The sequence below is a fragment of the Alteromonas sp. 5E99-2 genome (assembly GCF_017368475.1).
GTDB lineage: Bacteria > Pseudomonadota > Gammaproteobacteria > Enterobacterales > Alteromonadaceae > Alteromonas_F.
In genome coordinates this window covers 40,968-66,277 of sequence record NZ_JAFNJE010000015.1, presented here as the reverse complement: position 1 = coordinate 66,277, position 25,310 = coordinate 40,968, and the positions used below count along the sequence as shown (strand labels likewise).

Below are 25,310 nucleotides of genomic sequence, written 5' to 3'. Positions count from 1 at the left end.
TCATAAGGGACTATATAGAATGAACCATTCTAATGATTGATCATAAAGATATAGCTACGCCTGAAACTAAAAACTTGATTTGTATTGCTATTGGAGCATCAGCAGGCGGACTCAAACCCCTATGCGATCTTCTTTCCGCATTGCCTCATAACAAAGTCTGTTACATTGTTGCAATGCACTTGTCTCCTTCACATGTAAGCCATTTAGATGAAATTCTTCCTCGCTACAATTCTAACTTAGATGTTGTCGCAGTAAAAAACGGAGATACCCTTGAAGCAGGAAAACTCTATCTCCCTAGCCCAAATTCTCATGTAGAAATCAAAAATCAAAAGCTCCTGATATCAGCGCCATCAATAAAATCAGGATCGAAACCGTCAATAGATAAACTCTTTTCCTCAATTGCCACTGATTTCAAGAAAAACGCCATTGGCATCGTTTTATCTGGTAATGGCAATGATGGTTCAAAAGGAGCGATAGAGATAAATGGCAACGGAGGAACGGTTATTGTTCAATCTCCTGATTGCTCTCAATATACCAGCATGCCTAGCAACTGTTTAAAAACAAACGTTGTCGATTTTTGTGGAACTATTGAAGAAATTGGTACCTGCTTACAAAGAGTCGTTGAAGATTCAATTTCTCCTGCTAAGTTTGCAAAAAAAAATGTGTCTGATTTAACTAAATTACTTCAAGTTTTATCGCTCAAGACGAAAGTAAATTTCACACAATATAGAACGACAAGTATAGAAAGGCGTATAGGCCGACGTATGGCAATGCTTAACATAGCAAGTGTCGGCAGTTACAGAAAATTACTAGAAGCTGATGATGCAGAAGCTTGGGCTCTCTACAATAGCATTTTTGTCATTGTCAGTGAGTTTTATCGCGATGCCCCTGCTTTTAATCGGCTAGCAAAGGAAGTCTCGGAACACATAGAAAAAAAGTCATCCGGTGAGGAGTTTAGGATATGGATTCCCGGCTGTGCGACGGGCGAAGAAGTTTATACATTTGCCATGATCATCGAAGATATTAATAAGAAAAATAAACAATATGTTCCATACAAAATTATTGCTAGTGATTTGTCACAATCTGCATTAACGTCAGCCAGAAATGCCGTATACAACATAGATAAAGTCACACACATACCGAAAGAATGGCCTGAGAGGTATTTTGATATTACTGGCAAAAAATACACAGTAAAAAAAGAAATACGCGAACAAGTTATTTTTGCTTCTCATGACATTTTAGCAGATCCTGCGTTTTCAAAACTGGATCTCATATCATGCAGAAATCTACTTATTTACTTTGACACCACCGCGCAAAAACAGCTCTTTGAAACATTTTCCTACGCGCTAAATGACAACGGGTTACTGTTCCTAGGCTTAGCCGAAGCATGTAACAATAGTACACTTTTTGAAGAAATCGACAGTGAATTCAAACTTTATAGGCGAAGCGAAAATGCTGCGCGGCGTATTAGTATCCATGGCGGGCTTGAAAGAAAAATAATACAACCTATCAGCCCAAGTAAAGCCGCACTAGAAAAAAAGCTAACCGTATACAAGCAGCTTTTTGAAAGCTTTTCTATTCCAATTATTGTGATAGACGAAAATGAGCATCTTGTCTTCACCCATGATGATTGTTCATCTATCTTTTCATTGACTACTGGTTTTGTCGAACCCGGAATTTACAACCAAATAAACCCTGAATTCAGGCCAGAAATACGTGCTCTGATATTCAAATCAAAACAAAATAATACTCATCAACAAAGTCAGGTGCATCAAGACAAAAATGGAAACAAATTTAGAATAGAAGTTAGGCCACTAAGCGATGAACTGACTAAATGGAGGGTTCTGAGTCTTCACTATATTTTACAAGAGGCCAATAACGTCCTGTCACCTGAGTCGCCACACAACTTATTACAGGAGCTTGACTCGGAACTCTCTGAAACAAGAGAAAGTTTGCAGGTTGTAATAGAAGAGCTTGAATCAAGCAACGAACAATTGCAACTTTATAATCAAGAATTGCAATCGGCAAATGAGGAATTTCAAAGTACCAATGAAGAGTTGCAAACCGTCAATGAGGAACTGCAATCAACTAACGAAGAACTCATTACTGTAAATGAAGAATATACTCATCAGTCGCAATTGTATAAACGGCTAACAACTGACCTAAATAATATTCAAGAATCCACTCAAATCCCAATTGTATTAGTGAATTTAAATTATCGAATTCAACGTTTCACAACAAAATTTAATGAAATATTTAACACATACAATATAGAGTTAGACGATCTGTTCTTTGCTTTAGAAAGTGAATATTCAGTAAAGGACTTAAAGCCTCTTTTTATCGCAGTAAAAGAAAAGCAGACCGCCGTAATTAAAGAGGTATTAATTGAAAATTGTTATTACGACTGCCAAGTATCACCTTATGTCAATGAAGAGAATCAATTCTCAGGCTACACAGTTGTTTTTTATAATACTAATGACATTAAAAAAGCCAGAGACAAAATAACTAGAGAACAATATTTAGCACAAATGACGCTAGAAACCATAATGGATGGTGTTATCAGAATTGACCGAAACTTATGCGTGCAATACTCAAACCCCATAAGTACAACACTAACGGGTTGGTCAAGTGATGAAATGAAAGGGCAGCCTATTAATCGAGTGCTGAAACTTTTCAATGAAAATAATGAAATAATCCTCGATAAACAATTGCAAGCATCAATCGACTCCAACAATAGTTTTAGAAATACAGAAACTGGACTCACGTTAAAAACCCGCCGTGGTGTGGATATATTTATAGAAATTTCATTCTCTCCATTAAAAAATAATGACAGCAATCTTGGTGGCGGTGGTGTGGTTGCATTTAGAAATGTGACAGACAAAACTAAACAAATGAAATCCCTAATGTGGAACAGTACACACGACCCATTAACTGGCCTTATCAATAGAAAAGAAATGGAAAGCCGCATTGACGCGGCTATTTTAACGGCCAAAAGAAATCACTTGAATTCAACACTACTTTACATGGATTTGGATCAATTCAAAATAGTCAATGATACCTGCGGACATGAAGCTGGAGATATTTTACTACAGCAAATATCACAGCTTATGGCTACTCAGCTTCGCTCAAGAGATACACTCGCCCGCCTTGGTGGTGATGAATTTGCCATTTTGCTTGAAAAGTGCCCACTGCTTGAAGCAGAATCAATCGCATTAAAACTTCAACGAGCAATTTCAGATTACAAGTTTTACCGAGATGAACAGCTATTTAGAGTAGGTGTTAGTATTGGCGTTGTTGAGATAGATAGCATGTGTGAAACTGTATCTGATGTGCTTCGAGACGCTGATTCTACCTGTTATATGGCGAAAGATAATGGTCGCAACTGCATTCAAATACACAGCCATAATAATCGGGAGCTAGAAGAAAAACGAAATGAAATGAACACCATTTCACGTATTGCCGAAGGTATAGACAACGACCATTTACGCCTTTACTTCCAAGAAATAATTGATACTGAACAACCAAACGGTTCACATTGGGAAGTTTTGGTACGCATGTACGACCCCGTGAATTCAGAATTTTTATTACCTGCTAAATTTTTACCCACAGCAGAACGCTATGGTCTCATTGACAAAATCGATCTGTGGGTATTAAAACACACCTTCAAAAAACTCAATGAACTAAAAGCCCGACACGCTATAACAATACCTAAAATTCATCTCAATGTATCTGGAGCAACACTAAGCAGCGTGGAATACGTAACTACATTAGCGAATTTACTTAAAGAGTGCAAAACACCACCAGATCGTTTTTGTATTGAAATGACCGAGACTGCGGCGATGGGACAATACGTTAAAGCCATACCCTTCATGGAAAAAGTAAAAGAGGTTGGCTGCAAAATAGCGCTAGATGATTTCGGTCGAGGAATGAGTTCACTTTCATACCTAAAAGAATTACCTATCGATACAATTAAAATAGACAAATCTTTCGTTAGAACTTTGGCAGACGATGCAGTGAGCTCGGTCATTATGAAGTCGGTAAAAGAAGTATCTGACATCTTAAATCTAGACATCATCGCCGAAGGCGTAGAAATTGAAACTGAACTTGAAGCGGTTAAACGTCTTGGAATTAGGCTTATACAAGGGTTCTACTTTTCAAAACCTATTCCTTATGAGGAGTTTTCATCTTTTGTTCACAAACAGTAACCGGATTTATTCGGAGATCTAAAAAATCAGGAACAACGTAGTACTGATGAAAACAAAATTTAAAACACTCTCTGCCACAGACAAATCTCGAATTGTTGAAATGGCATGGGAAGATCGTACCCCATTTGAAGCTATAGAAAATTTGTATAATCTAAACCTGAATCAGGTTACCGAACTTATGCGCCACGAAATTAACCCAGGTGCATTTCGAGTGTAGCGCAAAAGAATGAGGGGCCGTAAAACTAAACACCTACAATTGCGCCCTCTAGGTGTAATACGCAGTCATTGTAAAACTCAATATAAACACCGAACCAGTAAATAACGAAATATCAATTAAAACGATGAGTCACTATTTTATTAGATGGAGACCGATTCTTTTTCACTCGTCCACTGCGCTATTCCAACTTTCGCCTGAATCGATTTGTTATTCTTAGTATTCAGGCGAATAGCCTCACTGTTTTGCAGCATTTCAGGTGTAACATAACTCCGCTTGTGATCTAAATGCACACATACAGCTGAATATCGAATGCATTTTGGCTTTAATCCGTAATGCACTAGCCTGTCTCCAAACTCACAGTCTTGACCACCGTATTGCATTGATTCTTCAAAGCCATTAACCGCAAGTATGTGCTTCTTGTAGCAAGAGGCGTTGTGACCATTCCAAGTAGGCCGAGCAGGACTTATGTTGTTCAAAAAATTAGCCCACACACCAGAAGCTGTTAACTTCATGGTTTTATGTGTTTTCTTTAGCCCATTCGAAACAAGCCATTCCACATCAAAAGCGCGCTGAGAAATAATATCTTCTTGTTGAATAGTTTCACTAATAGACATAAGTAATTTGAAGTAGCCACCGGACAAATAACCATTGGGTTCCGACAACCTTAAGTGCTGTTCCACGAAATCAGCTCTAGGAATACAATCTCCATCCGTGAAAATGAGATAATCTCCCTCAGAAGCCATTATTGCTTTGTTGAGTATGCGGCACTTTTGAAACCCATCATCTTGTTGCCAAATGTGCTTTATTTCTACAGGTACTTGTTTTTTAATATTTTCAATAAGTTGACGTGTTTCATCACCAGAACCATCATCGGCAATGACAATTTCGAAGTCTTTATGTGTTTGCTCAAAAAAGCCCCAAAGAACCTTTTCCAACCAAACAGGTGAATTATAAGTTGTAAAAATTACGCTTGTTTTCATTGTAATTTCTCACATTACGGATAACTCACTCTAATCTTTAAACATTTCACTAAGGTTACAAAATCATCACTTAGGGTCTCATTTTTTAGTCATGTGCTGTGGACTACATAATTGAGTGAAACACATAAAAGAACTTATATTCTTTTATTTTTCAAACGATATGCAAATCTACTTTGCATTAGCCAATCCATGCCCCTTGCTAGCGCAGCAACTACAATAAATGCAAATATTAACCGTATCCATAAAATGGTAAGCAAATCCGCACCAAGCAGTAACATAAGTAGTGTGTCTTCAATAATGCTATGGGAAAGCCCTAAGAAAGCCATGATTAAAAAGATGTCCTTGCGCGTCATTTCTCCGTCTTTTTCTTCTTTTATTAATAAGCTACCTCCGAAAGTCAAACCTAATAAAAACCCGATAACGATGATGTTAGATGCTTTGCTTCCAATACCCAATAAACGCAATAGAGGCGATAACAAAAAGTGAATAAACTTCTCTAAACCAATGTGTCGAATACCACGCAATAGCAGCGTCAATAAAGCAATAATGCACAGTGCTGCAACCAGTGTTTTCACTTGTACTATCAGCCAGCTTAACCACCCACCATTGCTATGCTCTGGCACCCAGTAGACACTAACCGGGGTCTGCAATACATCAAAAAATTGATAACTTAGGTGTAAAATCACTCCAAACAATAATGCACCGCCGACTCGCAGTAAAAGTGTAAACCTAAGACTCACCCCTACGGCTTTAGCAACAGCGGCTTCTATTGGAAGCCCATGCGCTATTAGCATCATAGAAGACAAAATACTGACTTGGGCCACAGTTAATTGTTCAACCGTGTTAAATTGATAAAACAACGCCATTCCAGCGTACAAATTGCCTGTTATTGCAGTTACCCACACAAGGCCCATTTCACCGGGTAAACCAACCCAAGACATAATCGGACTAATCCCTTCGCCCAAAAGCACTATCCAACCTAATTCTTCAACAAATTTAACGACAATCAATATGGGAACCATTATTTTTACTAGTCCCCAAAAAATATTTAATACGTCAAAAGCCCAATCACGTGTTGCGTGGTATATGGTGTTAAACATCTCGTTTCCTAACAGGACAGTGGTGGTTAAAAACTAATGAGAAGATTAACAAGACAACGAACTAATTAATGGTTTTAATCACTCCTTAAAGAAACTATAGTTTCTTTAATAGTAAAAATAAGAAACTTTATTAATGAAGTTACAAACTTTAGATATTCGAATATTGACTGAGCTTCAGCGCAATGCTGATCAAACCAATATTGCACTAGCTGAAAAAGTCGGTTTATCTGCCCCTGCTTGCTTGAAACGTGTGAAAAAACTCAAATCTGAAGGGATCATAGAGCGAGTGGTCGCAGTAGTGTCATCCACAGCCATAGGAAAACGCTTAAATATGGTGGTGGAAATCTACATGAAAAATGACGATTTGGCACTTTCCAATGTTTTTATTAATGCCATAAATGAATCGCCAGAAGTCAAACAGTGCTACAAAGTGACAGGAGAAGTAGACTTTGTATTGATAGTCAATGTAGCGGATATGTTTGAATATGAACACTTCTGCAAACGGGTACTATATTCTCATTCCAATATGAAAAAATTCACAACCTTAATCAGCTTGCGCCGGACCAAATTCGACTTGTGTCAAGAGGGATTGCTAGCCGATTAAGAATAACTATTCTTCATTAAAACACTTACTTATAAAGGGCTGAGCTATTAAATTGGTAGTTGGTGCTTATGAATAGGCTGCCTTAGAACAAAGCTCGTATGAACGCCATTTACCCCTTCAATTTTAGTCAGGCGTTTTAGTAGGAATTCTTCGTAATGACGCATGTCTCTTACTAAAACTTTGATAAGGAAATCTGAATCTTGCCCTGTAACCACATAACATTCCATGACTTCGGGCAATGCATTTGCAGCTTCTTCAAATTTTTCAAAACGGTCAGCGGTATGCTGATCCATAGTCACCCCAATCATGGCCATCAGATTCAAACCTAGCAATTCTCGGTTCAACAAAGTGACATGAGTTTGAATAATTCCCGCTTCTTCAAGTTGCTTAACCCTTCGAGCACAAGGCGTAGGCGATAAATTCACTTTCTCTGCCAATTCCAAATTACTAATACGAGCATTAATTTGAAGCTCGTTAAGGATCTGTTTGTCTTTTTGATCTAAATCCACATATATCACTAAAAACTATAAATATAATAGTGATAATAACTACAAAAATAAAAAATAACACTTATTTTAGTTACTTTAACTCAAAGGAAATAGATATAATTTCTAGCATATATCTTTAATCGTTATTCCTATTGAGCAAGTACAATGCAGCGCTTTGATCACACTAAGTACCCTAAGATTGTCACCTTAAATAAACCAGATCGTCGTTGGCCCAATCGCACTCTAGAAAAAGCACCTATGTGGTGTAGTGTTGATCTTCGCGACGGTAACCAAGCTTTAATCGACCCCATGACGCCAGAGCAAAAAATGGACATGTTTGATATGCTGATTGATGTTGGCTTTAAACATATTGAAGTAGGCTTCCCCGCTGCATCTCAACCCGACTTCGATTTTGTTCGCAAGCTTATTACTGAAAATCGCATTCCAGACGATGTGACCATTCAAGTACTTACGCAGGCCCGTAAAGAGCTTATTGTCCGTACCTATGAGGCACTAAAAGGGGTAAAAAAAGCTATTGTTCACGTTTATAACTCCACATCGACGACGCAAAGAGAGCAAGTGTTTAAAAAGTCGAAAGAAGAAATAAAACACATCGCAGTAGAAGGTGCTGCTTGGGTGAAAGAATTTGCGGCTAGACAACCTGAAACTCAATGGCAGTTCCAATATTCTCCAGAAAGCTTTACTGGCACAGAAATAGACTATGCCATTGATGTCTGCGATGCGGTAATTGATGTATGGCAAGCAACCCCAGACAACAAAGTCATTATCAATTTACCCGCAACAGTCGAAGTTGCTCCGCCCAATGTGTATGCCGATCAAATTGAGTGGTTCTGCGACAACGTTAAAAAACGTGACTCCATTATTGTGAGTCTGCATACCCATAACGATAGAGGATGCGGTGTCGCTGCATCAGAGTTAGGAATATTAGCCGGCGCAGATAGAGTTGAAGGTACCTTGTTAGGCAATGGAGAGCGCACAGGTAATATGGATATCGTTACCATGGGAATGAATTACTACAGCCGAGGTGTTGACCCAGAGCTAGACTTTTCAGCCATGGACAAAATTATTAATGTTGTTGAAAAATGTACGGCCTTGCCGGTGCACCCTCGCCATCCCTATGCTGGAGAATTAGTTTTCGCAGCGTTTTCTGGTAGCCACCAAGACGCCATTAATAAATGTTTAGCCAATCAGAATGACGGTGACATGTGGGACGTAGCATATTTGCCTATCGACCCAAGAGACGTGGGTCGAAATTATCAAGAAGTCATTCGCATCAACTCTCAATCAGGCAAAGGGGGGGTTACCTATGTGCTTGAACAAGAGCACGGCATTAAAATGCCCAGATGGTTACAAATAGATTTCAGTCCTGTGGTACAAAAAGAAGCCGAGCGTACTGAAGCTGAAGTGAATGCTGAACAAATTTTCGCGTTATTCAACAAAACCTACCTCAATGCCAATCAAAGCCGATCGCTTATCAAATACGAAGTTAAACGAGAAGACGGCATTGATGTGCTAAGCGCAGTGTTAGTAGAAAACGGTAAGGAGCATCATTTATCAGGTAAAGGCAGTGGTGTGTTAGAAGCCTTTGTTTCGGCAATGAGCGCTCATACCGGAAAGCCCTTCGTTATCATTAATTACAACGAACATACCCTAGGCACTGACGAAAGTGCTGAAGCTATGGCCTATGTGCAAATTAGTATTGATCAAAAACGGGTGTGTGGTGCCGGTAAAAGCCAAGACATTTTAGGTGCAATACTCAGTGCGATTTTAAACGCAGTGGCATTTGAGTAAGTAAAAATCCGTTACTTTTTGTGTTCTTCCTCGGTCTTCATACTACACAATGAAAACCGAGGAGTTAAACTCAATGCAAACCGAACGCTCAAAGGGTGTCACCCAGACTAAAAGTACACTTAGTTTTAACGACACTGTAAATACAATAAAAGCGCAAATAGATGAATTAGGGTTTAAAACCATTGCCGATGTTGATCATTCGGCAGCCGCCGCAAGCGTAGATTTATCTTTGCTGCCCAGCCGTTTAGTTATATTCGGTAAACCTCAAGGTGGCACGCCTCTTATGCAAGAAAACAGCTTGTTTGCCCTTGATTTACCGCTAAAGGTTTTAATTCACAGCAGTGAAAATAATGAGACTTTCGTAAGCTACAACACACCTAGTGAGTTAGCTCTGCGGCACAATGTTGATAGCGAACACAAAGCCATTACTATGATGCAGAACGCGTTGGCCAAAATAGTGTCTGCTGTAGTGTAAATTTGCCCAAATAAAAAAGGCCTGAGTCCGATACAATATCGAAAACAGGCCTTTTATCGAATTTATACTCTTAGTGGGCTTCTAAGTGAGCTTGGAACTCTTCGTAACCACCTTCGAAGTGATTAATTTTGTTATCTGTTATTTCAATAATTTGCGTTGCCAACGAGGTAATAAATTCGAGATCGTGACTCACAAAAATCACTGTACCTTCAAAATTCATTATCCCTTGATTTAACGCTTCAATTGATTCCATATCTAAATGGTTAGTGGGTTCATCCAACACTAAAACATTGATATCTTGCAGCATTAACTTACCAAACAAGAGGCGGTTTTTTTCACCCCCAGAACACACTCCGACCTTTTTCTTAAAGTCGTCAGCACTAAACAGTAAGCGCCCTAACATAGCTTTTACTTGTAAGTCGTCGTGCTTTGGTTGACGCCATTGCGACATCCAATCAAACATATTAATGTCTGCAGCAAAGTCTGCTGAACTGTCTTGAGGAATATAACCCGCTACCGCATTTTCAGCCCATTTTACTGTACCTTCATTAGCCTTAACTTCGTCAATTAGGCATTTCAATAAGGTGGTTTTACCCGCGCCATTTTCACCAATAATCGCCAGCTTTGCGCCCGCTTCTAACAACAAGTTACCGTTGGAAAATAACGGTGTGTTAGTATAACTATGGCCTAAATCTTCTAGCGTTAGGGCTAAACGATGCAGTTTTTTATGCTGCTTAAACTGAATAAAAGGCTTGCGACGACTAGACGCTTTAATGTCATTCAATTCAATTTTTTCTAGGCGTTTCGCTCTTGAGGTCGCTTGCTTTGCTTTTGAAGCATTAGCAGAGAAGCGCGCTACAAAGCTCTGTAATTCTTGTATTTCTGTGGCTTTTTTCGCATTTTCATTGTGAAGCTGTTCTTGCACCGCAGCAGCAGCCTCACTAAACGCATCATAATTACCCGGATAAATACGTAACTCGCCGTAATCAATATCCGCCATATGAGTACACACAGAATTCAAAAAGTGTCTGTCATGAGAAATAATAATCATGGTGGATTTACGCTTGTTTAGCTCTTCCGCCAACCAATGTATGGTGTAGATATCCAAGTTGTTGGTAGGTTCATCAAGTAGCAGTATATCTGGGTCAGCAAACAAGGCTTGGGCCAACAGCACCCTAACTTTTCGTCCTGGAGCAACTTCTCGCATGAGACCAAAATGATAGCTTTCTTCAATTCCAGCAGAAATCAAAATATCACCTGCACGAGACTCTGCGGTATAGCCATCCATTTCTGCAAATTTAACTTCTAGCTCGGCTACTTCCATGCCTTCTTCTTCGGTCATATCAGCTTTGCTGTAAATTTCATCACGACGCTGCTTTACGTCCCATAACTCACGGTCGCCCATGATCACGGCGTCAACCACTGACATGTCTTCAAACGCGAACTGGTCTTGATTCAAGATGCCCAGCTTGGTATCAGGTGCCAATGATACGTTTCCGGCACTTGGCGTAAGTTTGCCACTGAGTATTTTCATGAATGTAGATTTACCACACCCATTCGCCCCAATCAGACCATAGCGGTTGCCATTGCCGAATTTAGCAGAAATATTTTCAAATAAAGGCTCTGAACCAAATTGCATTGTTATGTTGGCAGTCGTGATCACAAGTGTATTCCGGAGTAAGTAAAAACAAAAAGCGAATGAACGCAGAAAAAGAGGCGCGAATATATAGAATTAAGGCTCGCCAGTCTACTAAATATACAAGGTTTAACCGTTATCAAACCAATTATTAATTATAAGAATAACCATTCTGATATTATTTAACTACTTATAATTTGCTGCGCATGTATTAGTAACCATTTGGGCAGGCCGTGAAAGTTGTTCAATAAGGTATTTCTGAAATGCTTCTGGATAGCCTTGTTGTGACAGTGCAAAGCTCATGCAGCTCAACCACATATCTCGCTCGACGTCAGTAATTGATAAGTGTTTATGAGCATGTGGAATATTAATTCCCCCATACTTTTCTTGGTACCGTTTAGGTCCGCCCATCCAGCCACACAGAAAGCTTGCTAGTTTATCTCGCGACAAGGCTTTGCTGCCATTGTCAGTCGTTTTGTCTTCGGGGTGCCAGCCCCAAATACGCTGATAATCAGGGTTGTCTCTCATTTCGTCATAAAAGCAATTCACTAAACGACGAATACCATCTTCGCCACCAGCGGCGTTATAGGTTGCATCCCCTGTTCCGTATTCAGTAGGAGTTAAATTCAAAATACGTACGTCCCGTTAATTTGTATGTCTCTGCCTCTAGCTAAAGGCGACAAGTCATCAGTGCTCACGGCGTAGGTTCTGTTTGTCAGGTTGTTCACTTGAATATTAATTGATAGTGAATCAGACACAGCCGCGCTTAATCCTAGCTGCAAGTAAACCGCGCTGCCTATGGGCAATTCGCTTGTTCCTGGTCTACGGTGGCGTTGTCGGTAGGTGGTGTTTAGCCAGGTTTCAATATTTTGGCCTTGATAACTTAAGCGTACATTGTGCTCGTGGGGGCTAACGTCGTTAATGGCTAAACCTTCATCGTCTTCACCCCATAACCACTGGCCGCTGAAACGCGCGTTAAACCTTGAAGTTAAAGGTATTGCGACAACATAGTTAACGCTGTCTATTTGCACATTCCCTACGTTAATGTACTGCTGTAGCTCATCACTTAGAGACACGCGTTCTATGTAATTGTCGATCCACTGGCGTGCTGCACTGAATCCTAGCTCTATTACATCACTGCGGTAATCAATATCAATTTGGGCATTTCTGCCTTGTTCTGTTTCTAGGCTGGGCGAGCCTAAAGTGACGCCACGAGGAGTACTGCCATTAAAGTAGCGTTCGGTGAGTACCGGCGCTCTAAAAGCACTACTTAAATAAAAGCTGGTTGATAAACTTGATAACCATTGATGCTTTGCGGTTAAGAAAATCGAACTATTGGTATCTGAATCTTTTCTTGGTGTGGCCGAAGAATCTTGTTGACGCAAGTGCTCCAAGCGAACCCCTCCGGCAATAGCTGTTTCTTGCCATTGATATAGGGTATCAGCAGAAATTGACCAGGCTTGTTGGTTTGCGTCTAAGTTACTTCTATCAAACACAACTAGGCCATCGTTACTTATTTCTTGTTCTTTGGCTTCTACTTTACTACGTGCATCTAACGCCGCTTTCCAATTCACGTCTAAACCCAACAGTGAAACCGAGTCGCTCACGTTTAGGCCCCAGCTTAATGCTGAATTAGACAAAATATTACGGCGCTGCTCAGGCCTTACTACGTCGGTGTCTAGAGAAAACTCATGGGCATACACTTGTGCATTTAGCCAACTAAACCTTAGTTTAGCTAACCAGTGATCGTTAGATGGGTATTCGGTTACTCGCTCTGTGGGTAAATCACTACTCGCCTTGCCCACATTATTTGCGGTTGAAACCAAAAAAAGAGCGTCTGTTATTGGCGTAGTCGTCGATGAGTATTTAACCCATCCTGCTGATTGCTCAAAACCGTCGAAAATCGACGTATTGTCAGCTGCTTCGCTGTTATTGCCATGGCGATAGCTGGCCCCCCAATGTATATCGCCATTGGCAACTTCGCTTCCACCTAATACTTGAATGTCTCGATAGTCTTGTTGTACGCCATATGCAGCGCTGATTTGAGTATCAAATGATGAGGCCAAACGTAAATCTATTCCACCGCCCAAAGCTCCGCTTCCCAACTGAGTCGATGCAGCTCCTGGCAACAAATACGCTCGGCCAAGTAATCCAGGAGGAATAAATTCAGCGGTATTTCCCGCTCGTCTTTCTGAGTGGATAGGAATACCTTCCACTAAGGTTTGCACTCTCCATCGAGACAGACCTCGGATACTCAAGGTTTGTAGTAATCCACCTTGCCCATTGAAAGTCACTTCTGGCGCTGAAGTTAACGCTTCTGCAATACTTAAGGAGCTGTTTAACGGGCTTCCTTCAATGGTCGAAACAGGTAATGTATCTTGTAAATGATATAAATAAGAAGGTGTATCTGCGTGTACGACAATATGTTCATCAACCTCTTCACTGGCAAATAAACTAAATGAGACAAATAAGGCTAAATAAGAAAGATGTGTTAATTGATGCTTCATTAAAGAGATTGTGATTAGGCCGCTACACCTAAGTGCAGCGGCTATTTTTTATTATGTTACTTTATTTTTATAAGCTAGGTAAATCTTGCCCAGGAACCCAAGGCGCACCTGCGCTATGAAGTTTCTGTTCAAACGCAGGAATATCTTGCGTTAAAATGGCATTGAGTGATGTTCTTAGCTCAGTTATTTCTTCTTTCGCGATATCTAAACTTCTACGAATAGCTGGAGTAGGGCCATACGTAGAACGGAATGTACCAATGTTAACATGGCTCAAACGGTCATAAATACCCGGTTCAGTCCATGCGCCTACTTGGTTTTTCGCAGGGTTACCGTTCAATTTAGTATCTAATGCGAATAACTTTTGACTCAATGCTGCGTAGTCTGCATCTAAGTCTCCAGGTGCTTGCGTTGTTCTATGCATCGCGGTTTTCAACGACTTCAAGTGTTTCACTGCATTACTTAGGGCCGCATCTACAGCCGTCATCACTCGCTGTGTATCAGACAACTCTTGCCAGAACGCTGTTACTTCAGCAGGATTCACATCTTTTAATGCACCCGCTTTACGTAAAGGTTCAACCTCAAAGGTTTGCGCTGCTTGCAATTCAGTAATAACACCATCTACTTCTTTGCTCATTGTCACACTATAAGTACCCGGTGCAACCATCATTCCCTGTGGTGTTCTACCTTGAGAAGTGACCGCTTGGAAAGCAGGCCAACGTAAATCCCATGTTGCACGGTGAAACCCTTTGCTAGCTTTTGCTGACATGCGGCGAACAACGTTTCCAGTCTTATCTTTAATAGTAAACCAAATCACAGGAGCAACTTCACGAGCTTCAACTTCAAGTTCATCCCAAGAAGGAAACGGCACTGTTTTGTCGTCTTTCTTTAATGCCTTTTCGTTTGCTTGGCGTGTTGCTTTATGTGACTTAATGTCGTCTTTTAAGTAATAAGTAAAGGTCGCACCGAACTCAGGGTTAGGCGCTGCATATAAAGTTGCACCATGGTTGCCTTTTGCTCCTCGCCCTAATGGCGCGCGCTCGATATACCACCAAGCTTTACGCGTAGGGAATAAGATAGCTTCTTGTTCTAGGGCTTTTTCAGACACATCTCTCAGCGCAGTATAATCATCAAGAATGAAGAAGCCACGGCCAAAACTCGCACCTACAAGATCATTTTCACGACGTTGTATTGCTAAATCACGAAATGAAATCGTCGGTACACCACCTTCTAGTTTCACCCATTTCTGACCGCTATTCGGGCTAAAGAACAATCCAAACTCAGTAGCAGCGAACAATAAGTCTTTATCGACGTGATCTTGTACCATGCGCCATACAAGGTGGTTGTCAGGTAAATCACCCGCGATAGACTTCCATGACTTACCTCGGTTAGTACTTTTCAATAAGTAAGGTGTGAAATCACCGTATTTATGATTATCTAAAGAGATATACACCGTATCGGCATCGAACAAATCGGCTTTTATGTCATTAATAAAGGCAGTATCTGGCACTTTTGGCAAGTTACCGACTTCAATTTTACGCCAGTTTTGGCCACCGTTATCGGTTACCTGAATGTGACCATCATCTGTACCTGCGTAAATAAGCCCTTCTTGAACTGGCGATTCAGCTAAAGAAGTAATAGTAGAAAACTGAGACATAGCGAAGATATCCCAAGGACCATCCCAGCTTTGCTGTCCACCCATGATAGGTTGACGTATTCTTTCTAAGTTCTTAGTTAAATCACCAGATATAGCAGTCCATGAATCACCTCTATCTTCTGAACGCCACACGCGATGTGATGCGTAGTAAAGTCTGCTTGGCTTATGTGGGCTAACTAAAATAGGTGCATCCCAGTTAAAACGTTCGGCACCTTCACCTTTTTCAGGTTGAGGTTGAATATAAACAATTTCACCGTTGGTACGGTCGTAACGCGTTAAATTACCTTGTTGCCATTCAGCATAAACAATATCAGGGTTGCCAGGCTCTGTTGCTGGCTGATGACCATCACCAAATAACACCACTTGCCAATCGGCGTTTAAAATACCGTGAGAGTTATCCGTGCGAGAAGGTCCGCCTTGAGTATTGTTGTCTTGTGTTCCACCGTAAATATTATAAAACGGCGCGTCATCATCGACCGCAACTTTATAGTATTGAGTGATGGGTAAATTGTTCACAAAACGCCAATTTTCACCCTGGTCGTAGCTTTCATAAATACCGCCATCAGACCCAACAATCATGTAGTTTTTATCAGAACCCACAAACTCCATGGCATGGTTATCAGAGTGCTTATGTTCTTCTTTCATTGTGGTAAAGGTTTTACCGCCATCATGAGACTGCTGCATACGCACACCAGCCAAAAAGATATGGTCGAAATAATGAGGGCTAACATAAAGCTCTTGGTAGTAATGTGGACCCGTGCCTCCAGCTACCGCATCAGCACCTTTAACCCATGATGCACCACGGTCAGACGAACGGTAAACTGCGCCAGTACGACGTTCAGTTTCAATGGCTGCATAGACTACATCCGGTTGCATTGGCGAAATAGCTAAGCCTATTTTACCCAACTCTCCTTTCGGTAAGCCTTGGGTTAATTTAGTCCATGTTTCGCCGCCATCTACTGATTTGTGTAAACCTGAATTCGGGCCACCGCCATAATAAGCAGCAACAGTACGGTGGCGCTGCCATGTTGCAGCGTACAATACGTTAGGATCTCTTGGGTCAATAATAAGATCGGTAACACCAGTCCATTGGTCATCGCCTAATGTGCGTTCCCAATCTTTACCGCCATTGGTCGTTTTGTATAAACCTCGCTCACCACCTTCAGCCCAAAGGTTGCCTTGAACTGCAACCCAAACAACATCTGAGTTTGTCGGATGAACTATAATTTCTGAAATATGTTGGCTGGTTTTTAACCCCATGTTTTTCCATGAGCCACCGCCGTCTTTACTCAAGTAAATGCCATCGCCAAAACTAATGTGACGACCACCGACGTTTTCTCCAGTTCCTACCCAAACGTTTGCGCTATTTTGAGGGTCCAAAGCAACAGCACCGATGGCATAGACGTCTTGGTCATCAAATACCGGCTTCCACGTCACACCAGCATTAATTGTTTTCCAAACGCCACCAGAACCAGCGCCAACGTACCAAACGCTTTCGTCGTTAGGATCAATGGCAATGTCTGCAATACGACCTGACATAAACGCAGGTCCAATATTTCTTAACGATAAGCCTTTAAATGTCGCACTAGACAAAGTAGATGTTTCTTCATCTCCTTTCTTAGCTGCGAACGTATTCGAACAAAAAACGGTAACGCAAAGCACCGTAGTCATTACTACAGGCCTAATTTTGTTAAACATGGTTTTCCCCTAGATATTTTTATTTTTTTAATGGCACAAACTGCGTGGGTATCAGTGTTCATGAAAAATTCAGATCATGAATCAGGCTAAATTAAATCACTCAGCCTCGGCCTTGAACTTAGTTACGATGAACACACGAAATAATAAGCGGAGATGCGCAACCAGAAAAATGCAGATATTGAGCGAATTTCACAATGAGCACCTGCAAAGAAGGTGGAATCAAAAAAGCCCTTTAAATATAAAGGGCTTTTAATACTAAATAGTGTCAGTTTTAACGCTTTTCGCCCTGACTCAATTCAATTTTAGAAAAAGTCACTTGGGTATAGTCGCCATTTTTGAAGTCAGTTTCCCAATCGCCTGTTCCACCACAACCGGTTCCCCAAAATGCGTGCTTCGTACCACCATTGCATTGGTTGTACGCACCCGCTTTAAAGTAATGCCAATCTCCCGTATAACCTTGAGGATGATCCTTGCTATCTACGTTACCGTATGGATCAACGTTATCAGCTAGATTTACCGCGTATTCAATCGTTTCTTTTCCTTCAGCAGTAAAGGTCAAATACATGGTGTCTTTGTATACGTTAATTTCGTAACTAAAGTCTTCACCTAATGCTATTCCAGCAGCTTTAGGATCATTGGGATTTTCCCACGTATTTCCCCACACAGGATAAGCGATATCAGTGCGGTTTGGATCTTCTTTAGGAAGATTTCGTTCATAGTTCCAAAATACAGAACCGGTTTCATGGTTAGGGTATTTTTTAAAATAAATCTTGATTGGTTCATTGCCATAGCCAAAACCATCTACAGGGACTTTATCTTTACCCGCATGAATTTGACCAACAACAACAGAATAGGTTGGTTTTAACTCAGGCTTGCTGCTGTTTACTGCTACGTGATCAACATGCAAAGTTGCGTTTAGTTTACCCCCAATCTGTGCAAATGCGTCTGCATTTTTATGCGACGCTATTGCGAAGTTATTCTTAGGCGCTTTTGTTTTAATACGGGTATCAAAACCACGCATCATGTGCCTAAGTTCGCTTCTCGTATTTTTAGAGTTTGCCGTAGTAACCGCTACGTTAGGGCTGGTAAACACCACTTCACCACTGTCATTGACATAAAAGTAGTCATCGTGAGTGTAGGCTTGAATGTCTTTGGTTTTTATTTGATCTGGCTTGCCATCATTATTGGCATCTTGAGGTAATGTAATATTCCAATATGATAAATCGATAACTTGCCCTGGGTGTACAAGGGTGGTTTTACTCTCTGCTTTACTTGCATCTGAATCAGTGCTTGAACACCCCATTCCCGCAATTGCGGTAACTACAGAAATACCTGCAAGGCTTAATAATCGTTTGTTAGACGATAAGCCCAAAATTTCTTTCAATAACATAAATAGCTTCTCTTGATTCACTTGAAAATTGATGATCCTTCACTTTAATTCGTGAAGAATAAAGATCTATCAAGCAGAGTACAACTAGTCTGATACTTTGTTATAGAAAAGTTTGACTGAATCAAAAGCCTTTTTCTTTTCTCCAACTGGAGACATTAACCCTTTTCTGTTGAAGTCTTTTTGAAATTTTCCGTGAATACGCCTAGGGCTGCGAAAATCCATTAAAATCCAAGGCGAAACGCCAGACCACCCATCAATAGCGTCTAACATTTTAAAGGTTTTGTCGTACACCTCTGCTTGAAACTCTTCCGTCCACCTTTCTGTTTTATCACCGTGCATACCTTGTACTGCACCCGCGCCAAACTCACTAATAATAACAGGCTTATTGTAGGGAATATGCCAGCGAGTCCGTTCTAATTTTTTTGATAAACCTTCATACCAACCGATATATTGATTGAAACTAACAATGTCGACAATATCCGATAACGGATCAGATACTATGGCCAAGTTTTCATCTTCTTGGTCGTAGTGCTTTTCCATAGCCGCACTAATTAAACGACTGCCATCTAAACCCTCGGCTTCTTTAGCCAAACGAGATAAAAAGACGGTTCTAGATTCGGTCACAGGGGTTTCATTGGCAATAGACCAAATAACAACCGCTGCGCGGTTTCTATCGCGCACAATCATTTCGGTTAACTGCTGCTCTGCTTTTTTATAGGTTGCTTCGTTTGTCCAATTAATTGTCCAATAAACCGGTATTTCAGACCATACGAGCAATCCCAGTTCTTCTGCTATTCGAACCGCACTTTCACTATGAGGATAATGAGCCAAGCGTACATAATTTGCGTTTAGTTCTTTTACTTTGTTAAGAAGATAGCGAGCTTGTTCTGCATTTTTTACTCTTCCCCCTCCATCTACAGCGTATTCCTCATGAAGCGATACACCTTTGAGGAATATTTTTTCGCCATTGAGCAATATGTCTTTGTCTTTAGTTTCTATTGTTCTTAAACCAATGGTGTCTTTGAGTTCATCAAATTCTGTGGAAAATTTAATGTCATAAAGTTTTGGGTTGGTCGGCGACCAAGGAGTAAACTCAGGCAAGTTCGTATTAAAGCTCGCAACACCTTCTTTATCTGTAGTTGCCTTAACCACTAGATTCAATTCAGGTATTGCCATAACAACGTCTGTATCTTGAATTTGAGACCCCGACAGTTTGACCTTCACATCAAAACTCTTTGTTTTCACAGAGTCTAATGTGCTTTGGTAATGCTGAATAAACTGTTTTGGTAAGGGAATGAGATCCACGTCTCTAGTGATCCCACCATAGTTCCACCAATCAGTATTAAGCGTAGGCACCTCATCTGCACCACGCTTATTATCAACTTTCACTACTAGGGAGTTAATACCGGCTTTAACTGCATCTGTTATATCAAAGAAAAAGGGAGTAAATCCGCCCAAATGTACACCTAATTTTTTCCCATTTAGGTAAACGTCTGCACGATAATTAACGGCGCCAAAACGCAGAACCAATCGGTCGCCTGCGGTTTGTTCAGGCTTGTTGAATTCCTTTCGATACCAAACTGTACCTTCGTAAAAGTACAAACGCTCATCTTGTGTGTTCCAATCAGAAGGGACTTTGATTGTTGATGCTTCATCAAAATCGTATTCCAATAATTCAGACTTTGACTTTACTTTTGAATCAGTGAAAAACGCATTTTTACTCGGGTATTCTTGATCATCAAATTTCTGCCAACGGTAGTTGTAAAATCCATTTTCATAGGGGTCAACGATATACCGCCATTGCCCGTTTAGGCTGATTTTGTAACGGTTAAAGCTATCTAATCCGTTAATATCCTGGGTTTTGGCAAAAACATTAGCGCCAAAATTACTAGTTAAAATCAGAAAAAATACAAGAAATAATTTGAATCTAGCAGTGAACATCATGGTATTCGCCATGTTCTTTGTTAAAAAACAAATGTAACACATTTATAACAAACATCGATTTTAAATTACAAATTTTCATGGCTAACTTAGCCTCGCAGGTTTCATTTATCATTAAAACAACAGCTTCAAACGTAATAAAAGCCATAAACGCGGATTTACTCCTTTTCACCTTTATTCGTATTTGGACTAAGTATGACAAAATCGTTAATTTTTTAGTGATTTAATTTAACGTATAATTAACCTATATGAGTTTGGTAAGTTAACGGGAATTGTTGAGGTATCCGGAATAATGAATAAAACAATAGTATTAAGCGCAGGTGTATTGTTGCTCTCCGGTTGTGGAGGCTCATCTGGCAGTGATCCTGAGCCAGTCTCAGTTGTTGAAGAAGCTCCACCAGTCGAAGGCCCAGCGCCCGTCGAAGATCCAGAGCCTGATGAAACTCCAACACCGGGTAATAGTGTCGCCAGCCCTTTGTTCCCGCCACTCTCATCAGTTACAACATGCGCAGGTTTAGATTATATCAATCTAATCAGTGCGCAAAGTGATGCTACGCCCTCAGCGAATTTGACTGCAGACAATGCCATAGACAATTTATTAACAGCTGAAGCGAGATGGGAGACAACGGATTCTCCCGCGGCATTAACCATTGATTTAGGCTATCGCCATCAAATTAAAGAAATTGGTACCGCTTGGTATCAAGGTGATGAAAACATCACATCTTTTGACATTGAAATATCTGAAGACGGTATTAGCTATTCTTCTTTATTATCTGCTGAAGCATCTAGCGGAGATACAGAATCTATTGAGCGCTTTGATGTTCAAGATTCAGTCGCTCGATTTGTTAGAATTACGAGTTTTGGTGACAGCCAGACCAACACCACCTCCTTATTAGAGGCTTCAGTATTTGGATGTCCGCTAGATGTAGACGTAGCGCCAATAGAAGAACAAAATATTGATGTTGCACAATTTGGTTTAGACCCGACTCTTCCTCCTGGGGATAACTTTGACTTATTAACTTGGTCTCTAGATACACCAGAAGAAGATCCAGATGATGGCAGAGCACTACGAACAAGCGAACGCGATCTGGACAATGGCTATGAAGAAGACGATTTTTTCTTTACTGCAGATGATGGCGGAATGGTTTTCAGAGCAACGCTGTTTGGCGCAACGACTTCAGATAATACACGATTTACGCGCTCTGAACTGAGAGAAATGTTGCGCCGCGGTAATACAGGTATCAGCACTCAAGGTGTAAACGCAAACAACTGGGTTTTAGGTTACCAGCCAGACACACCTAGGCAAGTTGGCGGTCGAGGCGGCCTTTTGACTGCTACCTTAAAAGTTGACCACGTAGCAACAACAGGCTCTAATCAACACGTAGGACGCTTTATCATTGGTCAAATTCACGCCGAAGATGACGAGCCTATTCGCTTGTATTTTAAGAAATTTCCAGACAACGACCGTGGTTACATATACTTTGGTCATGAAATCCGCAACCAAGATGATATTTGGCGTGTGGTAGTAGGGGACGAACACCCGATTGTTGACGAAGATAATGAGCCAATCTTTAACCCCAATCCTCAGCAGGGTATCGAATTAGGGGAGATATTCTCTTACGAAATAGATCAGTCGGGCTCTCGAATCGACGTTATCGTCCGCCGAGGTGACTTGAATGGACCTATCATAGGCCATAACTACATTGATATGGCTGAGCAAAACAGTGGCTACGATGTAGTCGAGGAATGGAATTACTTCAGAGCAGGTGCTTATTCGCAAAACGATACAGGCGAAGATGATGATGAAAACAACGGCTTGAATTCAGATTTTTATCAAGCAACGTTTTACGCTGTATCAAATAGTCATGATGTTAACACTGCAATCGACGATCAACCCAGTTTAGGTAGCCCAGCCGGCAATCAGTTTGCAAATATCAACGATACCGATGCAAACGACACTGGTGAACTTCGCTATTCATTGCCTAGCTCTCTTGCACAAGGTCGACTAGAAGTTCGTTTCACTCGCACCGATGACGATGCCGGAAATACCGATGGTTTTATCAGTTTATACAATGCTGAAAATCGTAACGACAACTCAATTCTCGATTTACGGGTTAGAGACGATTCCTTTGGAACCCGCTTTCCTAGTTTAAATATTGACACTGATATAGCTGCTGTTACGCCCAATACCTTCCAAACTGCAGTTATGACGTGGGAATATCCAAATGGCAACACAAGTTCTGGTTCTCTTCCTACGGTTACTGTAGCTATCGACGGAGTAGATATTGCAGGTCCATTTACACCCGTTGGGAGTGACCCTGAAGGCGGTGTAACAACTGTATCCTTCAGGTTCGGTGATAACTCGACACAAGTTTCTCCTAAAGCAAGACTCGCTATCGACGATATACGTATCTACTCAGACACGGAAGGAACGAACCTTGTGTTTGAAGATGACTTCGAAAGTTATGACAACGGAATTGACTTAAACCCTAGTGTCAATAGTGCATCTGTGTATGACTCTAGAACATCCGAAGCAACTGTTGCCACAGAGCAGTAAACGAAAAAAAGACTAAAAGCCCTCTTTCATTATGTAAGAGGGCTTGCAGGTTCACTGATTGCTAGCACGCTGTTTTCTTCTCTTGAAGATACAAAAAATTGTGCCTTCCCTTCATATCTGTACGTCATTTCCCAAGACTCAGTCAAACCTCAAACTAACAACTTAAACTCTTCATTATTCACTTGCTCAACAACAAAAGCATGCATTATCTGCCGGTTTTAATCCTGTTTATAAGTTGCCATTAAGCTAATGTGTTCTAAAGTATTAAATAGACACTTAAAGTTATCGTTATAGCGAGTGGTACATGCATATTCAGCACGTTGTTCGCTTGAGCCTAGTACTCTTTTTATCCAATTACGCTCATGGAGAAACGCAGTTAAAAAACGATTGTAAGCCCTCAAATTTAGAATCATTTCATGTAGATAAGATTGATATAAAAGCACAAACTATATTTGATGAAACAGCCAAAAATACGCTAAATATCCACCGCTGGGCAAATAAATTACACATAAACACCCGTGAATTTGTCATAGCAGAGAGGCTACCTTTTCAACAAGGTGACAGCGTCAATTTATCTGATTTAGGCGAAGCTGAAGCTCTGTTGCGAGGCCAAAGTTATATTGCAAATGCAGCTATCACTGTATTGGGTATATGTAACGCGAAAGAACCTAATGAAATTAAGGTTGAGACTCAAGATAATTGGACCTTATTTCCTGCATTTTCACTTAGTAGAACAGGGGGAAGAACCAGCAGCCTTATAGGCGTAAGTGACGCTAATTTTCTTGGGTTAGGTATAGGCGCTCGCGTTCGTTATACACAAGATGAACAGCGCAGTGGCTACCAAGTCTCTTTTTCATCTGCCGTTCATTGGATTCGACACGCCAATGTGCGATTAACCCTTGCTAATAACGATGATGGAAACCAGTATCGATTTACTTTCGATAAACCTTTTTATCATTTAGGAACAAACACAAGGCAATTCTTGCAAGTAAATAGCGATGAAAGAACCCAAGATATTTTTCAGAATGATAAAACCCGCAATAGCCTAAATACCCGAACTCGATTTTTTCGCGGGGCATATGGTTGGCGCTTACACTCAAATGAACTCAATTCATCAAGACTTACAGTTGGTTTCGACTCTTCCAATACCGAATTCGAATTTGATGAAACTAGCCCTAGTTTTAACCCTTTATTTTTGCCGGAGAACAGGAACTACCGTTATCCATGGGTATCCTACGAATACCTTCAACGGAATATAGTGGTAATGCACGATGTTCACTTAATTAAACAACCTGAAGATATTAATTTAGGCTGGCGATATAGGGTTCAGCTGGGCCTAGAAACTAACGATGTAAGAGAAAATAGTGATCTCGGGTACCACATTAATGCCAGCGCAAACCGGGCTTTCAAAATAGAAAACTGGTTACTGTTGTTAGATTCTCGATTTAATGCAATTTTAAATACTAGCGCCAAAGATTTTATTCGCTCATCCAACAAAGTTGAAATTTTCTACCGGAAAAACAGAGCTTTAGGATACTACGGGAGAGTATCTGCAGACTTTTCAACAGGCCAATTTATCGACCGACCGCTTGTTATTGACGACGACAATGGTGTACGAGGCTACCCGCTCCAATACCAACATGGCGACCACAGAATATCAGCAAGTGCGGAAGCTCGCTTTTACACTAATTACAATATCTACCAATTTTTTGAGCTTGGATTTGCTACTTTTATTGACGCTGGCCGTGCTTATCAAGGCGAACTATCAGCATTTAATGAAGATGATGGTGTGCTAGGTAGTATTGGTTTAGGCGCACGATTTTATTCTAACAAAGCCACTAACACTGGGGTAATACATGTGGATCTTACTTTTCCTCTAACAAACGGAGAAGGCGTTGATACCCTAGCTTGGAGCGCCCAGCTTAGACGTTCTTTTTAATTTTATGTAAATAATAACAATTATCATTTGCATAAGATAAATTACTGTGCAATTATACAACTAGACACAGTCTCCACGTGTCTCTCACTATGATGTTTTTTGCAGGC

15 protein-coding genes and 1 pseudogene are annotated in these 25,310 nt (G+C 40.6%); 7 read left to right on the top strand and 9 right to left on the bottom strand.

Features of this window, described 5'->3' with window-relative positions:
- Positions 1–32: 32 nt before the first annotated feature.
- Positions 33–4,205 (top strand): EAL domain-containing protein, encoded by a 4,173-nt coding sequence (locus J3L16_RS14390; protein ID WP_207613697.1) that lies wholly within the window; start codon positions 33–35, stop codon positions 4,203–4,205.
- Positions 4,206–4,251: 46 nt separating this feature from the next.
- Positions 4,252–4,527, top strand: a pseudogene (locus J3L16_RS14385) (TIGR03643 family protein).
- Positions 4,528–4,562: 35 nt separating this feature from the next.
- Here J3L16_RS14385 and J3L16_RS14380 read toward each other — a convergent pair.
- The gene (locus J3L16_RS14380) at positions 4,563–5,402 is read right to left on the bottom strand and encodes a glycosyltransferase family 2 protein (protein WP_207613696.1); all 840 of its coding nucleotides are present in this window, start codon (positions 5,400–5,402) and stop codon (positions 4,563–4,565) included.
- Positions 5,403–5,536: 134 nt separating this feature from the next.
- Positions 5,537–6,502, bottom strand: a complete 966-nt coding sequence (locus tag J3L16_RS14375) for a nucleoside recognition domain-containing protein (protein WP_207613695.1) — start codon at positions 6,500–6,502, stop codon at positions 5,537–5,539.
- A 133-nt stretch (positions 6,503–6,635) separates the two neighbouring features.
- Between J3L16_RS14375 and J3L16_RS14370 the strand changes: the two genes are divergently transcribed.
- Positions 6,636–7,106: an Lrp/AsnC family transcriptional regulator gene (locus J3L16_RS14370; protein ID WP_207613694.1), complete on the top strand. Its 471-nt coding sequence runs from the start codon at positions 6,636–6,638 to the stop codon at positions 7,104–7,106.
- Positions 7,107–7,153: 47 nt separating this feature from the next.
- Here J3L16_RS14370 and J3L16_RS14365 read toward each other — a convergent pair whose 3' ends face one another.
- Positions 7,154–7,615, bottom strand: coding sequence for an Lrp/AsnC family transcriptional regulator (locus tag J3L16_RS14365; protein ID WP_207613693.1), 462 nt, complete (start codon positions 7,613–7,615; stop codon positions 7,154–7,156).
- A 144-nt stretch (positions 7,616–7,759) separates the two neighbouring features.
- Here J3L16_RS14365 and leuA point away from each other — a divergent pair, with 144 nt between their 5' ends.
- Positions 7,760–9,406, top strand: coding sequence for a 2-isopropylmalate synthase (gene leuA, locus J3L16_RS14360; RefSeq protein WP_207613692.1), 1,647 nt, complete (start codon positions 7,760–7,762; stop codon positions 9,404–9,406).
- A 73-nt stretch (positions 9,407–9,479) separates the two neighbouring features.
- Complete coding sequence (locus J3L16_RS14355) at positions 9,480–9,881, top strand: DUF302 domain-containing protein (protein ID WP_207613691.1); 402 nt, start codon at positions 9,480–9,482, stop codon at positions 9,879–9,881.
- A gap of 70 nt (positions 9,882–9,951) precedes the next feature.
- Here the strand turns inward: J3L16_RS14355 and J3L16_RS14350 are convergent, their stop codons facing one another.
- From J3L16_RS14350 to J3L16_RS14325, 6 genes are all read right to left on the bottom strand, one after another.
- Positions 9,952–11,544 (bottom strand): ABC-F family ATPase, encoded by a 1,593-nt coding sequence (locus J3L16_RS14350; RefSeq protein WP_207613690.1) that lies wholly within the window; start codon positions 11,542–11,544, stop codon positions 9,952–9,954.
- A gap of 159 nt (positions 11,545–11,703) precedes the next feature.
- Entirely contained in the window at positions 11,704–12,147 is a 444-nt protein-coding gene (locus J3L16_RS14345) for a group II truncated hemoglobin (protein WP_207613689.1), read from the bottom strand.
- On the bottom strand, positions 12,144–14,024 hold the full coding sequence (locus J3L16_RS14340) for a TonB-dependent receptor plug domain-containing protein (protein WP_207613688.1): 1,881 nt from the start codon (positions 14,022–14,024) through the stop codon (positions 12,144–12,146). Before J3L16_RS14340 ends, J3L16_RS14345 begins: the two co-directional genes overlap by 4 nt.
- 67 nt (positions 14,025–14,091) lie before the next feature.
- Entirely contained in the window at positions 14,092–17,376 is a 3,285-nt protein-coding gene (locus J3L16_RS14335; RefSeq protein ID WP_207613687.1) for a glycosyl hydrolase, read from the bottom strand.
- Positions 17,377–17,647: 271 nt separating this feature from the next.
- Entirely contained in the window at positions 17,648–18,766 is a 1,119-nt protein-coding gene (locus tag J3L16_RS14330; RefSeq protein ID WP_242698850.1) for a polysaccharide lyase family 7 protein, read from the bottom strand.
- A gap of 84 nt (positions 18,767–18,850) precedes the next feature.
- Positions 18,851–20,722, bottom strand: coding sequence for a glycoside hydrolase family 2 TIM barrel-domain containing protein (locus J3L16_RS14325; RefSeq protein ID WP_242698849.1), 1,872 nt, complete (start codon positions 20,720–20,722; stop codon positions 18,851–18,853).
- Positions 20,723–20,999: 277 nt separating this feature from the next.
- Here J3L16_RS14325 and J3L16_RS14320 point away from each other — a divergent pair, with 277 nt between their 5' ends.
- A complete protein-coding gene (locus J3L16_RS14320) occupies positions 21,000–23,264 on the top strand; it encodes a polysaccharide lyase family 7 protein (RefSeq protein WP_207613686.1) in 2,265 nt (754 codons plus the stop codon).
- Positions 23,265–23,568: 304 nt separating this feature from the next.
- The gene (locus J3L16_RS14315; RefSeq protein WP_207613685.1) at positions 23,569–25,203 is read left to right on the top strand and encodes an outer membrane protein assembly factor; all 1,635 of its coding nucleotides are present in this window, start codon (positions 23,569–23,571) and stop codon (positions 25,201–25,203) included.
- The last annotated feature ends 107 nt before the right edge of the window (positions 25,204–25,310 follow it).

What these genes read in the sequence shown, in the direction of transcription:
- J3L16_RS14390 (WP_207613697.1), top strand. Translation starts at nt 33, where the DNA reads ATGATTGATCATAAAGATATAGCTACGCCTGAAACTAAAAACTTGATT.
- J3L16_RS14380 (WP_207613696.1), bottom strand. Translation starts at nt 5,402, where the DNA reads ATGAAAACAAGCGTAATTTTTACAACTTATAATTCACCTGTTTGGTTG.
- J3L16_RS14375 (WP_207613695.1), bottom strand. Translation starts at nt 6,502, where the DNA reads ATGTTTAACACCATATACCACGCAACACGTGATTGGGCTTTTGACGTA.
- J3L16_RS14340 (WP_207613688.1), bottom strand. Translation starts at nt 14,024, where the DNA reads ATGAAGCATCAATTAACACATCTTTCTTATTTAGCCTTATTTGTCTCA.
- J3L16_RS14370 (WP_207613694.1), top strand. Translation starts at nt 6,636, where the DNA reads ATGAAGTTACAAACTTTAGATATTCGAATATTGACTGAGCTTCAGCGC.
- J3L16_RS14355 (WP_207613691.1), top strand. Translation starts at nt 9,480, where the DNA reads ATGCAAACCGAACGCTCAAAGGGTGTCACCCAGACTAAAAGTACACTT.
- J3L16_RS14320 (WP_207613686.1), top strand. Translation starts at nt 21,000, where the DNA reads ATGAATAAAACAATAGTATTAAGCGCAGGTGTATTGTTGCTCTCCGGT.
- J3L16_RS14325 (WP_242698849.1), bottom strand. Translation starts at nt 20,722, where the DNA reads ATGGCGAATACCATGATGTTCACTGCTAGATTCAAATTATTTCTTGTA.
- J3L16_RS14315 (WP_207613685.1), top strand. Translation starts at nt 23,569, where the DNA reads ATGCATATTCAGCACGTTGTTCGCTTGAGCCTAGTACTCTTTTTATCC.
- leuA (WP_207613692.1), top strand. Translation starts at nt 7,760, where the DNA reads ATGCAGCGCTTTGATCACACTAAGTACCCTAAGATTGTCACCTTAAAT.
- J3L16_RS14330 (WP_242698850.1), bottom strand. Translation starts at nt 18,766, where the DNA reads ATGTTATTGAAAGAAATTTTGGGCTTATCGTCTAACAAACGATTATTA.
- J3L16_RS14335 (WP_207613687.1), bottom strand. Translation starts at nt 17,376, where the DNA reads ATGTTTAACAAAATTAGGCCTGTAGTAATGACTACGGTGCTTTGCGTT.